Source organism: Enterobacter sp. Lyrl_3, from assembly GCF_051948675.1.
In the GTDB taxonomy this organism is placed as follows: Bacteria; Pseudomonadota; Gammaproteobacteria; order Enterobacterales; family Enterobacteriaceae; genus Enterobacter; species Enterobacter cloacae.
The window spans coordinates 26,359-40,410 of the sequence record NZ_JAYJLI010000021.1 but is presented as its reverse complement, the minus strand read 5'-3'; the positions used below and the strand labels follow the sequence as shown (position 1 = coordinate 40,410).

At 52.8% G+C, this 14,052-nt stretch carries 12 protein-coding genes; all 12 read right to left on the bottom strand.

The features are described 5' to 3' along the window. Window positions 1-20: 20 nt before the first annotated feature. The 12 genes from VF709_RS22520 to tssF all read right to left on the bottom strand — a co-directional run bounded on the left by VF709_RS22520 (window position 21) and on the right by tssF (window position 14,049). Window positions 21-668 (bottom strand): hypothetical protein, encoded by a 648-nt coding sequence (locus tag VF709_RS22520; protein WP_440232326.1) that lies wholly within the window; start codon window positions 666-668, stop codon window positions 21-23. Beyond that, on the bottom strand, window positions 665-829 hold the full coding sequence (locus VF709_RS22515) for a VasL domain-containing protein (protein ID WP_262768500.1): 165 nt from the start codon (window positions 827-829) through the stop codon (window positions 665-667). The genes VF709_RS22520 and VF709_RS22515 overlap by 4 nt, the downstream gene beginning before the upstream one ends. Before the next feature lie 3 nt (window positions 830-832). Then, window positions 833-1,780, bottom strand: coding sequence for a hypothetical protein (locus VF709_RS22510; protein WP_440232325.1), 948 nt, complete (start codon window positions 1,778-1,780; stop codon window positions 833-835). 106 nt (window positions 1,781-1,886) lie between these two features. Continuing rightward, the gene (locus VF709_RS22505) at window positions 1,887-3,077 is read right to left on the bottom strand and encodes an SGNH/GDSL hydrolase family protein (protein ID WP_440232324.1); all 1,191 of its coding nucleotides are present in this window, start codon (window positions 3,075-3,077) and stop codon (window positions 1,887-1,889) included. After that, window positions 3,067-4,254, bottom strand: a complete 1,188-nt coding sequence (locus VF709_RS22500) for an SGNH/GDSL hydrolase family protein (protein ID WP_262768506.1) — start codon at window positions 4,252-4,254, stop codon at window positions 3,067-3,069. Before VF709_RS22500 ends, VF709_RS22505 begins: the two co-directional genes overlap by 11 nt. Next, the gene (locus VF709_RS22495) at window positions 4,241-5,644 is read right to left on the bottom strand and encodes an MBOAT family O-acyltransferase (RefSeq protein WP_262768508.1); all 1,404 of its coding nucleotides are present in this window, start codon (window positions 5,642-5,644) and stop codon (window positions 4,241-4,243) included. Before VF709_RS22495 ends, VF709_RS22500 begins: the two co-directional genes overlap by 14 nt. A 63-nt stretch (window positions 5,645-5,707) precedes the next feature. Beyond that, a complete protein-coding gene (locus tag VF709_RS22490) occupies window positions 5,708-7,084 on the bottom strand; it encodes a VasL domain-containing protein (protein WP_440232323.1) in 1,377 nt (458 codons plus the stop codon). A 17-nt stretch (window positions 7,085-7,101) separates the two neighbouring features. Beyond that, window positions 7,102-7,530 (bottom strand): type VI secretion system baseplate subunit TssE, encoded by a 429-nt coding sequence (gene tssE, locus VF709_RS22485; RefSeq protein ID WP_440232322.1) that lies wholly within the window; start codon window positions 7,528-7,530, stop codon window positions 7,102-7,104. A gap of 49 nt (window positions 7,531-7,579) precedes the next feature. Then, window positions 7,580-10,696, bottom strand: coding sequence for a type VI secretion system tip protein VgrG (vgrG, locus tag VF709_RS22480; protein WP_440232321.1), 3,117 nt, complete (start codon window positions 10,694-10,696; stop codon window positions 7,580-7,582). After that, the gene (gene tssJ / locus VF709_RS22475; RefSeq protein WP_440232320.1) at window positions 10,689-11,225 is read right to left on the bottom strand and encodes a type VI secretion system lipoprotein TssJ; all 537 of its coding nucleotides are present in this window, start codon (window positions 11,223-11,225) and stop codon (window positions 10,689-10,691) included. Before tssJ ends, vgrG begins: the two co-directional genes overlap by 8 nt. Beyond that, window positions 11,222-12,319, bottom strand: coding sequence for a type VI secretion system baseplate subunit TssG (gene tssG / locus VF709_RS22470; protein ID WP_440232319.1), 1,098 nt, complete (start codon window positions 12,317-12,319; stop codon window positions 11,222-11,224). Before tssG ends, tssJ begins: the two co-directional genes overlap by 4 nt. Then, complete coding sequence (gene tssF / locus VF709_RS22465) at window positions 12,283-14,049, bottom strand: type VI secretion system baseplate subunit TssF (protein ID WP_440232318.1); 1,767 nt, start codon at window positions 14,047-14,049, stop codon at window positions 12,283-12,285. The genes tssG and tssF overlap by 37 nt, the downstream gene beginning before the upstream one ends. Window positions 14,050-14,052 lie beyond the last annotated feature (3 nt).

The following is a 14,052-nucleotide window of genomic DNA, read 5'->3' as shown; positions in this document are numbered from 1 at the left end:
TGAATATTCCGTGTTCAGATTCATGTGCTGGTCGTATTATTCCTTTGTCTCCGAAGCAGTCGTCCCCGGGCCTTCTCCACCGCCCGGTTGGTCCGGTCAGGAAACAGCGTCGCCTGCTGTTCAGCAATACTCAGGTGCATATTTTTCTCCAGTAGCGCCCAGTCCTCATCGCTCCAGGGGCGAAATCCTGCCTGACTTTCACGAGATTTTTTCAGGCCGAGCCGCCTCGCCATCAACCTGACGGCAACCTCATTCCTGTCTGGCAACTGCCGCATGACTTCAATACCGACCACCGGGTATTGTGCTTTCAGAATACGAAGTTCATCTTCACGCCAGAAGCGACCGCTCTGCACGCCTAAAATGATGGCCCGTGAAAATATCGCGCTGACGCTTCTGCCCGGCAGCAGCCGGGTCAGCTCTTCAGCCTCAACCCCCTGCGAGTAGTGATGGCGGATAATCTCCATTTCCGCTTCGCTCCAGGGGCGGCTTCTCTTGCCGCGACAGCCCAGTCTGTCGGCCATCAGTCCTACCGCCCCCGGGGTACGTTTCAGAATGGTGGCAAGCTCTGCCACGGGCATTGTGCCGTAGTTATTTTCCAGAAAGGATAAATCCTTCACCGTCCACAGTAAGAAATGATTATCGGGTTGTGTTTTATCGTCGTGTGTCATGGGGTTAACTTTCCTGCCTGTACGGTCAGTGCGTAACGGTTCTGCAACTGGCGCAGATGCTGCGCGGCCTGTAGCACCGTCACAGTCTGACTGCCGTCGTTATTTTTTTGCTGTGACAGCTGGCGCAACTGCTCCTCCAGCGGCACGTTCTGGTTTAACAATTACTACTCTTCGGTTCTCTGACAAATAGGTTGGCCTGTCTGATGCCCTGATGGACAAAACCATGACACATTGCCATCCGTTACCGTAATATTACCCATGCCTGAAACCGATATTGTCTTTGGATCCAGACTATCCAGTTTCATTATGCCAGCACGAGAAAACCAGACATTGTGTCCGTCCGTTAATACATTTTCAGAAAGAAAGTGGAGTGATGCTACCTTTATCTTTTTTGTAAACAGATAACTGAGTTTCCCTGATGTGTAAAACCCATTATTATCTACAGCAAGTGGAAAAGATAAACATCTGAAGGAGTTCGGTTCCACTTCGGGTCTCTTTTTCCTTTCATAATACCACTTACCATCAATTTTTGCCCATCCGTAACTGCTTGTACATGTCTGAACACTTTTATGGTATGGGATTATTACATCATCCATCGCTGAGAAATAATAGTTTAATTTATCTTTTGCCTGATTGTTAGATAAGGCCACAAACGTTCTTACATCCGCTCCTTTGATAATATTCCCGTCTGCAGTAAAGACAACTTTATTATCGGTATAGTAAGGATGCTTTAATGATCTGAAGGTATTTTTATTGACTGGAAAACTCATTTCCTTGCAGTTAACCCATGATTTACCCTCGGTCAGTAAAAATAAATTATCAAAGTGAGCGTTGTCAGGATCGAATGATGCCGGAAGTCGGGTAGCATTACAGAAATAGTGTCCGCCGGACTGAATGACATGGGTATAATCACCACTGTAAATAACATTAAAGCTGTCTGTTTTTGCCCCCTCCAGTTTTTCCGGTTCCGCATTACTGTCCAGTTGATAAGTCAGTATATTGTTAATGGCTTTATACGGATACGAAATGGCATGAGCCTGTAGGGCAAATATCATAGAAAAAAAATATAAAAGTAGTTGAAAATACTCTTTTGGAAAAAAGCATAAATACATCCTGTTAAAATATTAATAAACACCTGATAATTATGTTCAAGAAGCAAACAAAAATTGATCATTCATTATCTGATGAAGGATCAATAACATTGAAATTTTTACATAATTACTGCATCGTTTTTTCAAGATCCTGCCAAAGCGCACTCGCCGTTTCCTGGTATCCGTCAGAAGTTAAATGAACCAGGTCAGGCCGCGCTTTCCCCTTGTCAGCCCAGCGCTCTATAGAACAATCTCCTCCCATAAAGGCAAACCAGTCCCAGAACAGCGTATGTTCGGACGCAGCCACTTTTTTCTGAACCTCAATGATCGTCTTTAACACCGGCGACTGACGGGCTGAACAACCTGATGCACTTTTGTTCATGATGCTGCTTCCTGGTCCTACAAGCAGTATCGCCGCATCTGGAACAGCCTGACGAATTTTTCTGATCTGCCTGAGCAGCGTTTGCTGATATTCCTCTGCTGACATTGAAATATTAAATGCTTCGTTAGTACCGAAGGCGAGAATAACCAGATCAGGCGTCAGATTGCTTAGCGTTCCGGGCCAGTCTGAGGCCCATTTATCAAGCATCGAGATCTGAGCCCCATTGATACCAAGCGCACTGACAATCACACCGCCTGAATGACGGGATGTCAGCCAGAATCCAGCCAGTTGAGTGCCATTTCCTTTCATTGAAACTGCAAATGCATCGGCAACCGGCACCGCACGGGATAACGTCCATCTCCCCTGGGTACCGGACAGGGTTACTGTCTCTCCCCCCAGTTGCAACATTGCATCTCCCGTTGAACGGTACAGTGCCCGGGCCTGAAGCTCCGTTTCTCCGTCAGAAATGGTGATACGTTCTGAGTTGTTTACCGATGTCGGCGTTGCAATGTTTCCTCCGAGCGTAAATGCCGGATCTTTTGTTTTTCGACTGGTTTCCAGTTGCCAGCCACTTGCTTTGCTGTAATTTACATGGCTGTACCGATTTCCCGGAACTCTCATCGGGCTGATGAATCCCGGTCCACCATTCCCATAATGACGCTGATACAGGCTTCGAAGTTGGCCTGAAAGAAAATCAGCAGCTGTATGTGAGTCACCAATGACAATAATGTGGGTTGTTTCAGTATTACTTCGTTTTAGTTTTTCTGACAAGTCAGTAAGTTGTTTTTCACCATAGTTGATCATCCGTCCATTTGTCCCTGTTTCGAAAGAGGTGACCCGGCGGTCAGGATTGCCTGTACTCTGGCAGGAGGTGATTACCGTGGCTGCCACACATAATGCAAGCAGGCAGGGAATAAAAATACGTTTATCTTTCATCAGTTGACAGACCTTCTTGCTGTTCAAAATGAATGTGGGAAACAATAGCTTGTGCAATCAGATTCTCTCCGGCAGGGGTATAATGAATACCATCATCAGCCCGTACCCGTGTCATTTTTCCACGAAGTAAAATATCAGGAGCGTAAATATCAGGGCTATAATTAAATATGTCATTCACATCAACGAGGAGACCACCATATTTTTGAACTTCAGAAGAATACAAAGTGTTCAGATATTTCATGCCATGACTCAGTTTTGACTTCCTCATTGAAGGAGGCATAACCCAGATCACCGGAATATGATATGCCTTCGTCAAATCCAGGATCTGATCTATACGACCACGGTAAACCCGCTCCCAGTCATCACTTTCAAATTTAAGAAAAGGTTTTCCTTTTCCGGCAGGCATATCCCAGGGATCATTAGGACCAAGGAAAACGACCAGTAGACCAATCGATGGGGTCTGACGCAGTGTTTCTGCGGTCGTTGCAGGCCAGTTATAGAAGCCTGGGTATGCAAGACCAGTACTACGACGACTCAGGTTGATCCCGGTGACCTGATGTTTCTCCCGTATAATTTTCAGCACTCTCGGCGCAACACCTTCCATCATGGAATCACCAATCAGCAGTACTTTTTCGGAGCTGCCCAGAATAGCTTTATGCATTCCGTCAGTGCCACTTTCATAAAGAGGTCCTTCAACCCCAACTGTCTCTCCTCTGTCTGGCGAGGTGGATGCCGGAATTCCGGCCAGTATGTATGACTGATTATTCGAATCGTGTGCTCCGGTGACTCGTCGGCTCAGTTGCAGTAGTCCAGACGGTTCCTGAGAAAGGGGGAACGATAATGTATCCCTGGAGCTATGCTCTGCGGGAACCACAGATAAATCATTCTCTGATACTGAGGTATCCTGCTCCTTGTTGTTGTTTTGTCCCTGATTTTCATTGTGCAGGGCACTGATAAACGTATGCTCAGAAAGCGTGGCAGCATTCATTAGTACTGCCCCCTCGCGCCAGTAACCTGTGGTGACTGTGTCCCATGGGGCATCCTGATGAAAATGAAGTGTCCAGTACTGACTGAGGTTTTGCTGATATAACCAACACAAACTGATAAAAGTTACACTCACGACAATAATAATCTGCAACGAACGGCTCAGTATATTTTGATAATCAGAAGCTTGCATAAATAAATCCGGGAATACCTGAAGGAGAAATAAAAAAAGTTATAGCCAGTACTGGCACAATGATCAGTGGTAGTGCATACCAGGGTAACCCGCCAATAATGATCCCAGTCTGTTTTCTCACATTAACCAGGACTGGATAAAAAATAATGAGCGAGACAAATGCCAGAAGTGCTGACAATGTGCTGGTAGTCGGCATCGTATGCCATGCCGACAGAATGTTGTCACAGATAAGTAACGCATCGTTTATGGATGATGCCCTGAAAAATACCCACGCCAGACAGACAAAAAGAAAGGTCATCAGGCGTGCGAGAGCTGCTGGGAGCATAAAACCGGTTCTTTCTGAAACGTAGCGCCGCCAGAGGTTATTCACTACCATACCAGAACCATGCAACGCCCCCCAGATAATAAACGTCAACCCGGCACCATGCCAGACACCGGACAGCACCATTGCTACAAAAATGTTCACCTGCGCACGCAACCAGCCTTTTCTGTTTCCACCAAGGGGAATATAAATATAATCACGGATAAATGTTGATAAACTGATGTGCCAGAGTCGCCAGAATTCCTGCAAATTACTGGCTCGATATGGGTGGTTAAAATTTTCGCCCAGCCGGTAACCGAGTAACAATGCCATACCTGTAACCAGATCTGTATAACCAGAAAAATTAAAATATATTTCCCATGCCCAGCCAAATACCCCCAACAGACAATCCCAGCCACTTGCTGCATCAGGATTATTAAAAACATCCGTGACCAGATTATCGTTTAGCCATGAACTAAAAAGAAACAGTTTGATGATGGCAAGGACGATTAAAAACAACGCTTTTTTATAATGAAGGATATGCCGTTTTTGATTTTCCAGTTGAGGGAATAACTGTACGGCACGGTTAACCGGACCTGCGGTAAATGTCGGTAAAAAACTCATGTAGAGCAGGATGTCCATCCCACGAATATTCCTGAGTTCACCACGAACCACAGACATGACCAGCGATATGGAGTTAAATAAATAGAATGACAACCCCACAGGCATCAGTATAGTCAGAACAGGGAGAGGGAAATACTTTTGCCAGCCTCCAGTTGCAGTCTGTATCCATTCACTTACAGGTGAATAATACTTGAAGGCAATAAAAAAACTTAACACAACAAAAAGCAGAAGCGGGACTGCAAACTTTCTTGATTTTTGCCCATGAGCCATACCAGTCATAAATAAAACAAGCACACTATAAATAATCAGAATAATAAAAGATCTGACATTTATCGATGCAATAAATCCGTAACCAGCCACCAGTAACAATACATTCTGGATTTTACTCCATGGCTGGCATAACCAGTATGCCGCAAAAAAAACAATAAAACAGAATAAAAACTCCGGAGAGAAAAATACTGACATAGAAATCCTTAAGTCGGTTCTGGCTGACACCTTCCGACTCATTTAAACCATATTGGGTGATATTCACGGAACTGTGTTGTTGACAGTATTCCTGATAAATGCGTAACGAAATATAAGCTGATTCAGATGCTGTGCAGCCTGCTGTTCCGTCGCCGTCTGACTGCCGTCGTTATTTTTTTGCTGTGACAGCTGGCGCAACTGCTCCTCCAGCGGCACGTTCTGGCTCAGGGTTTGCGTGATGGCAAACACCGACGATTTCAGCTCTGAGACCGTGATGTATTTTCCCCGCTGCATATCGGTGCTGTTGAGCCGGTTCGTCAGCGACTGCAGTTGTACCATGGCCTGATGCCAGCCCTGCAGACGGGCTTCCGGCAGGGCATTCGCTTCCACCTGCTGTTGCCACTGTTTCGCCAGCGCAGCGGTTTCCGGCTGATGCGGCCACAGTCGCTGTGTCTGCGCCACCAGCGCGAAACCGTAGTCCTGCGCCCATGACGGGGAAAGCTGTGCCAGTTCATCCAGCTGGTCGCGGGTCCGCTCCGTCGCCATCCGGCCCTGCGCCTGCAGCGCGGCGGCATTGCCCTCAATCATCGCTTCCTGTTCTGAGGCACTCAGTACTACCGGCAGGGGAGAAAGCGAGGTGTCAATCAGCGTCTCCGGCTGGTTGTTCTGCCAGCTCAGCCAGCCCCAGGCGCTTATCGCCGTGACCAGCAGTGTTGCCGCAATACCACCGGCAAATCCCGACCAGATGCCGCGACGATGGCGTTTCAGTATGGAGGTCTGCGTGATCCGCTGCGTGCCGTCATCACGGACCACCAGCACCACCGGGTCACTGTCGCCATACGGCTGCACAGTGTGGTCCGGAACCGGACTGGCGGTGTGCTGCCAGGCGGACTCAACAGTGGCGGGCAGTGGCGCATCTTTCGCGTTCTCCAGCCGGACCACCGCCGCGTGCATCCAGTGCAGCAGTGCGTCCATTTTACTGACCTGGCGCAATTCGAGCCGCTGCAGCAGGTCGCACAGGTGGCGAAACTGCTGCTCCAGACGATAGACCACCGGCAGGTCCTGGTGACCGAGCGTAAAGCGGCGCAGGTTCAGCATCAGATGGTCGCTTAGCCACACCAGAACCTCCTTACGAAACGGCATCTGCGGCGGCCACATCACGCTCCACTGGTGAGAAATCAGCGAATCGATGAGTTCCAGCCCTTCAGACAGCCCGGCGAGACCGGAACGCTGCAGGCGGGCACCGCAGAACCAGGCGGCAGTCTGCAGGTCGGTGCCGTTGTGGCGAAACAAGGTGACGCAGAGCTGCTCCACGTTGCGCCAGTCCACATCGGGGCGAGCGGGGTGGGTCAGCTTGCTCAGTTCATCACGCACCTGGGTGTATTCAGACCATGCACGGGGATCCTGGCCCGCATGTACGGGCAGGTTTCGGGAAAACATATTCAGACGTCCTTAATTCAGGAGAGGAGGATGCGTTGTTGTTTCAGGTGGCGGAGCAGCACTTTACCTTCCGGCATAAACTCGGTGCCAAAACGCACCAGCCCGCCGTCGTGCAGCTCTGCTTCAATGGCATAGCGCAGTTCACCGGGCTGGCTCTGTTCCAGAATGACCACGTTAATGTCCTGAATACGCGGCTCGTATTTCAGCAGCACTTTTGCCAGCGTGGATTTGAGTTCATGGACGGTGCCGGGCATGCCCTGCAAAATCAGCGTCATATCCGGCAGACCGTAGTCCGGCAGGTGCGCCACGGAACCGGCCCGGGTACTGAGCACCCGCTGCAGATTATCCAGCACCGACATAATGTACTGATTTTCTTCGCTCACATGATGCAGCTCAAGTTCTCCTGCAAAATTACCGAATAAAGTTTCATAAAGAGAATAGGACATAAATTAAACAAACCATTATAAAAATAGCGATATAATAAAAAATGATGTTTTATTTACAGAAGAGTAATTTATAAAGCCACGACATTTCACCGGGAGAGTCGTCCTTATCGGATGGATTATAACTCTGCCAGTCGTTCTCTGGTGATTCCCAGGGGGCCGGACATCTCACCTTTTTCTCGTAAAAAAATATTTTACCTTTAAGACGCTCACGGTTTCGGTACGCATAACGTAGCTCTGAGGCGGTAACCGATTGCCCGTGAGGAGGGATCTTATTTATCACGCAGTTCATATCAAGACCATCCAGGATAAAATGCAGATGGAAGTTATCCCCCCGTGCGACCATTTCAATACCAAGTTTACTTCCCCGCTTCCATAATAACTTTGGTGCATACCCGGCAATACCAGGTGCATCGGTATATAGCGTATGATAATCATCCTTTCCGTAGTGCTTCCTGACCTCTTTATAAATTTTTTTTATATTAAATTTAGGGTTTACATCTCCGACGGAGAAATAATCGCTCCAGAGATACTTACTGTCAGCTCCGCCCGTTTTTTTGGTCACCGTTTCCTCAATATCATCCGGGACCCGAAGCACACGCATCAGTGATTTACGCTTTCCTCTGAGCCGAATGAGTTTATCCTGACTGACAGATTCTGTTACTGACTTACTCACGTTGTTATTATAAACGTCGATTACCAGAGGCGGACATTGCTTGTTCTCAGGTGAATATCCCGGGTATATGTCATGAATATATTCTGACCGGGGTTTTTCCAGTCCATAAATAAGATCACCCCGGCTGGCATCATAGTTTCCGGAGAACACTTCCGTTGTGTTTTCATTCCCGTGCCCAGCAACTTCCCCCCCCTCTGGTAAAGAGGATGTCCCCGGGATCGATTCACTATTCTGAATATCAGACAAAGCCCCTGCAGGATACGTTGAACTCTGTTGTGGTAACGAACTGGCGCTGCAGTTCATGGTGCCGGATGTTTTTTGGGTATACGTATGTACGGTGCCAAATTCAATCTTCCCCTCCTCCAGCGTCAGATAGCTGCTCCCACCGATAAGCGTGATGCGTTTCTTACCGGTCAGGGTGATATCATCGCCAGCACTGAGGCTCATCGCCTTCTGTGCCGACAACTGCATACGTCCATGCTGCACCTGTGCCACAACCGGCCCTTCCCCCGACTGCAGGCTCAGTGCCCCCATGTGCGCAAACAGCCCGAGGCCCGAGCCTGCCTGTGCCGTCATCGCTCCCGTCACCCCGAGGCTGATATCCCCACCTGCATTGACCGCCACATTTTTAGTCGCCGACAGTTGCAGGTGCTCACCGCTGGTCAGCGCCATCCCTTCCGGTGCCGACAGATGCAGCATCCGGTCTAAGGTCTGCAGTCGCGTCTCCGACATCTGTACCTGAGCGGTGATATCCGCCTGCAGCGCCTGAGCCTGTTCAGCGGCAATATCCAGTTGCTGGCGCTGCTGCAGGCAGACGTCAATTTCACGCAGCGCATCAGCCTGGTCCAGCACCTCACCGACGGCTTTATTCTGCCCGTCGGCGGTCACCAGCAACCCTTTTGCCACCCGGATGACACCGTATTCGTCGGTGCGCAGCTCAAAGCCGGTCCCCCGGGGCTGGCGCTGTGCATCCGTCATCTTCCCCTGATTCAGCTGTGTCGCCCCATACGGGGTGGTCAGCGCAATATGCTCCTGCGCCTTCTGGTCTTCCATGCGCAGCTCGTTGCCACCGCCGGTACGCAGAATATTCTGGCTGCGGTTATCACGGGTTACGATGTCAGGGTGTTCAGAATCATGAAAAGCGTGCGCAATATAAGGGCGATCCGGGTTGCCGCCATGGAATGCCACCCCCACTTCCGTACCGTCCGTCAGGGGCATGTGCCAGCCATATGTATCTCCGGCAAAGGGTGAAGCCCGCCGCAGCCACGGATACGCGTAGCCCGGTTCGCCCTCATCCGGATGAAAATCCATCCGTACCCGGTAACGCCCGGTGCTATCAATATGCGCGTAGCGGTCATAGGGGGTAACGCTTTCCACCCGGCCCGGCAGCGTGCCGGTGATGTGAGGACGGGGACATTCCGCAGGCCGGAAGCCGTACGCCTCCCGGTACGGCATGCCCCACAGCGACACGTACAGCCGTGAGTCACGCGCCCCACGAAACGAGGTGAAGGTCACCAGTATGCCTTCATTCAGGTCATGCAGCCCCGCTCCCACGGGATTTACCACCTGCCCCGGACTCAGCCAGTAAGCGTTACTGAACAGATGAAGGTAAGCCAGGTTATTCAGCTCGCGCTCATGGCGGATGCGGGCATAAAATCCCCCGGTTTCAGGGGCGGGGGCGGTACCCTCTCCGGGGTGAAGATAAGACTCGCTGTCGCGGTAATGCCCGCCCGTCGTCACGCCCGCAGCACGCACAGAGGCAGTGGCATCCATGGGGGCACGTGCGGTACGAGGATTGTAATCACGAACCGGGACGTTCCCCGTCGCCACGTTGTGCCAGGTACGCAGCCCCCAGCAGCAGAGTTCAGCACCATCATACAGACCGGACGGTTCATGGTATGGCAGAGGCTGCTCAGGCCGGTACTGCTGCTGGCTGTCACCAAAGACCGTCACATCCAGTCCGGTCACATCGTGCATCATCTGGCGATACCAGATCCCGACCTCCGCCAGAATACGCTGCACAAACGCCAGGTCCGTCTCCTGCCACTGGGTGATGAGTTCGCGTTCCGGGTAGTCGCCGGTCAGCTGAAAATCAAAGTCGGAACCTTCCAGACCGTGCGAACGCAGTATCTGAGCCACCAGCTCCGGTACGGTGACATTCTGATAAATGGCGCAACGCCTGGAGCGCGACAGCAGCGCCAGACGGGACCCAAGAGTCACGGCATAGTGGGACTGGTCTGCGTTTGTGGAAAGCCATTCCAGTCCCGTGATAACCCCCTGCACCACTTTGTGATGGCGCAGACTGAAACTCGCTGACTTCAGCAGCACGGCTTGCGCATCCACCGTTCGGTGGGTGGTAAACTCAATGCGCCATGAAAACGGCCTGCTCAGCGCTTCTGTCCCGCGAAATCGCTGAACATCAGCCCTGACCGTGCTGTCGCTTATCACCAGTTGATACGGGTTCTGTTCGCGACCGGTATTCTTATCATCCACCCTGTTTCCCCTTCAACGGTACCAGGCTCAGACTGCCGTCACCCAGTTCAACGGTCCGGGCCTTGTCCGGATCCAGTTCGTCACGTCGCAGCACCAGCCGCCAGGTGTTGTGCTTCAGATCCGGCTGGCGAAACAGCGCCACCACCGCCACGTAAGCGGCATTTTCGTCCATCGGCATATTCAGCGTCACGTTGCCGCCGGGCATCACCAGCAGCGAACGGGAGGCCAGCATATCCTCTTTCAGGACAGGGCTGTCATCACGCAGCAACGTCTGATAATCAGCGGAGTCCAGGCTTTTCCGGTCCTTCAGCTGATACACCCTGACCATGGTTGCCAGCGGCGTCTGGGCCTCATCGGCATTCAGCGCCGCACGGGGTGACAGATCCAGATGCAGTGTTTTGATTTTTTTGTAAAACAGCGAGGCAGCCATGCTGCGCGTACCGTCATGGACACTCTGGGCCAGACCGCATCCGCTCAGCAGACAGCACAGCAGCGGGGGCACTGCCCGCCAGTGATTCATAATGTTCATGGTGTTTCCTGGTCAAAGCGATACTGACCGTCGCTGGCCGGGTGCCGTGCAGCCATGCACAGACCCTCATAGCAGCCGGTATTGACGGTGATGTCACGGGGAGGGGGACTTTTGCTCTCCTGGCGCCCCAGCACGCCGGTCTGACCGAGACGGACCCGACGGGCGCGGTCAGGGTCAAGCCGGGGTTCCGGTAACAGGGACAGGGGCACACGAAGCTGCAGACGGACATCGCTGCGATACCCGAGGTAAACCCGCAGCAGAACCAGCAGGTCAGTGTGCAGTGCTCCTCCCGGCAGCCAGCCCGACGCCTCTTCACGGTTCGTAGTACTGAGTGTCACCCGCACCCGGCTGAGGGCTTCCGGCGCGGTATGCCCCAGCACGGGACGCGCAGACAGCATAACGCGGTTTGCCTGCCCCAGTCCGCTGCGCACGGCAACCGGAACATGCACCACCTCATAATCACTTACCGTCGTCTGCGTCTGCGGTGCCAGCAGGCTGACCAGGGCGCAAATACCTTCGGCATTACGGGTCGGCAGACGCATATTGCCCAGCAACGCCAGAAAGCGCGACACCGGGGTGGCAATCCGTCCGGCGGTGCCGGGGATCCCGAGCCCGACCAGTCCCAGCAGACACTGTGAGGTCGCATCGGTACCGCCCGCTTCAAACGTGGCCGGGTACGCATATTTGCGCCAGATCCGGTAATACTGCGTGGTAATACGGTGGCTGAACATATCCAGGAAGGCGGTGACGGCTTCAACCCCTTCCCGCCGGGTGGCAATATCATCCAGATAGTGCGTCGGGAGCGGGGAGTCAACACCGTATATCCCGAGGAAAGTTGTCCGCACCGAGAGTGGCGCATCCGGATCCTTCTCATCATCCTCCACGACCCGCAACTCGCTGACCGGAAATCCCATCCCCGGCCACGGGCGAAAGCGAACCGGATCGTTTCCGGGGTGACTGGTACTGCCAAGCAGCGGCGCGTCGGGGGCAGCCAGCTCCAGTAACCGGCAGAAACGGTAGAAATTAACCCGCCAGATCTCGTCCCGCAGTTGTTCCGTCAGCCGGGTACATGCTGACTGTGATTCTCGCGCCATCTCAGTCGTTCTCCTGTGGGCTGCAGCACCAGCGTCAGCTGGTTGAAAAGATGAATGTCGGCATACAGGCTGAAGAAACGATGTAACAGCTCACCGAAGAGATTCACATCCCCTTTACCGGCAAAATTTCCGGTGTCCAGAGTCACTTCAATATCAACCCCCCGTAGCATAAAACCCCGTTCAAAGCGGCTGATAAGGCTATGCCTGACATCCACAATGGCCTCCAGACGGCGGCGGTTCATTTCATCGTCGCTCCAGTCATACAGCGCCAGCGTTCCCCGCAGTACCTCCGGGTTATCCATCATACTGAGGAAGTTTGATCCCAGATGACTCATAACCCGCCAGTGGAACCGGTCACGGGCAGGGGGATACAGCGGCAGCGTGGGCGCGGTCAGGTTCAGAATTTGAACGGGGATCTTTCCGGCTTTCACCGGCCTGTCCAGACGCGTGCTTCTCAGCGCCATGCGGGGCAACTGACCGTTGGTCCCGGTCATTCTCATCGACAGTGCATCGGTTTTTCTCGCCAGCTGGTCAGCATCGAAGGCGTCCCCACCCAGAATGAGCCAGGTGTCATACAGGCCAGAGGGGCCGCGTTTCACCCGGGTATGAAAGTAACGTTCCGGAGCGCCATGGCGCATCATTCCGCCACGGTGACGAAAGCTGGTAAATGGCACATAGCGCTGTTGACCATTTTTCACCGTACCGTGGATTTCATCCACGCTGTAGATCTCGGTATGCCCGTCCTGGATCCGCAGGGGACGCAGCAGATATTCATTTTCCAGTGGATCCAGAGGCATCGGATCCGCTTCCAGCGTGAACAGGTTGATGACCGGCGCACAGTGCAGGCGAACGTTACCGGTGCCGAACGTTAACTCTGCAGGCCAGGCCTCGCTGAGCACGATATCCACCTCAAACCACGTACTCTCTGGTGCCAGCACAAGCTGCTCCAGCCCCCGTAGCCCGACAAACATGAATTTTTCCCGGAAGCTGAAATACTCCAGCAGCAGCTGATAGCCACTGAACGCAGACGCGCCCTTCGGCCACAGACGATCGTCGTCATCAAAGCCCAGCGGTTTACACCAGCCGTCAAAGGGCTGTCGCTCCGCTGTCCCCGCATGGCGGACATACATCGCCTGAACCTGACGCGTCAGCGCCAGATGCAGGGCTGAACTGACCGGTGCATCCGCACAGAGGTACAGAACAACCTGCTCCATCTCCGCCTGTGTCAGATCAGCCCGGGCGGGGCATTCAAAGCGCAGCCGGATGGCAGAACGACCGTCGGTTTCCGTCTGCAGACGGGCTTGTGCCAGATGCAGGGGCTGAAGCGTCAGCGCCCGGGTGGTCCGGTACTGGCAGGCCGTCTGCCGTGGCCCCACCGGACTGGAGAGCACGGAAAACCCTTCAGGCAACCGTTCCGCCTGGCGCAGCTGTTGCCACGGTGGCGCAAACTCCACCACCGACAGGGAAGGGATGGTGCGCAGATAATGCGGCCACAGCAGACTCACCAGGCCTTCCGTCAGTTCGGGTAAATCGTCATCCAGCTTTTCGCGAAGACGCCCCATCAGAAACGCAAATCCCTCCAGCAGGCGCTCCACATACGGCTCAACGGCGCCGGGTTTATCAAGATGCAGCATCGCCGCCCTGTCCGGATGGGCGCGGGCAAACTCTTTTCCGGCCTCGCGCAGATAGCGCATCTCGGCCTCGTAATAACGCAGGGTTAAATCATCCATTCC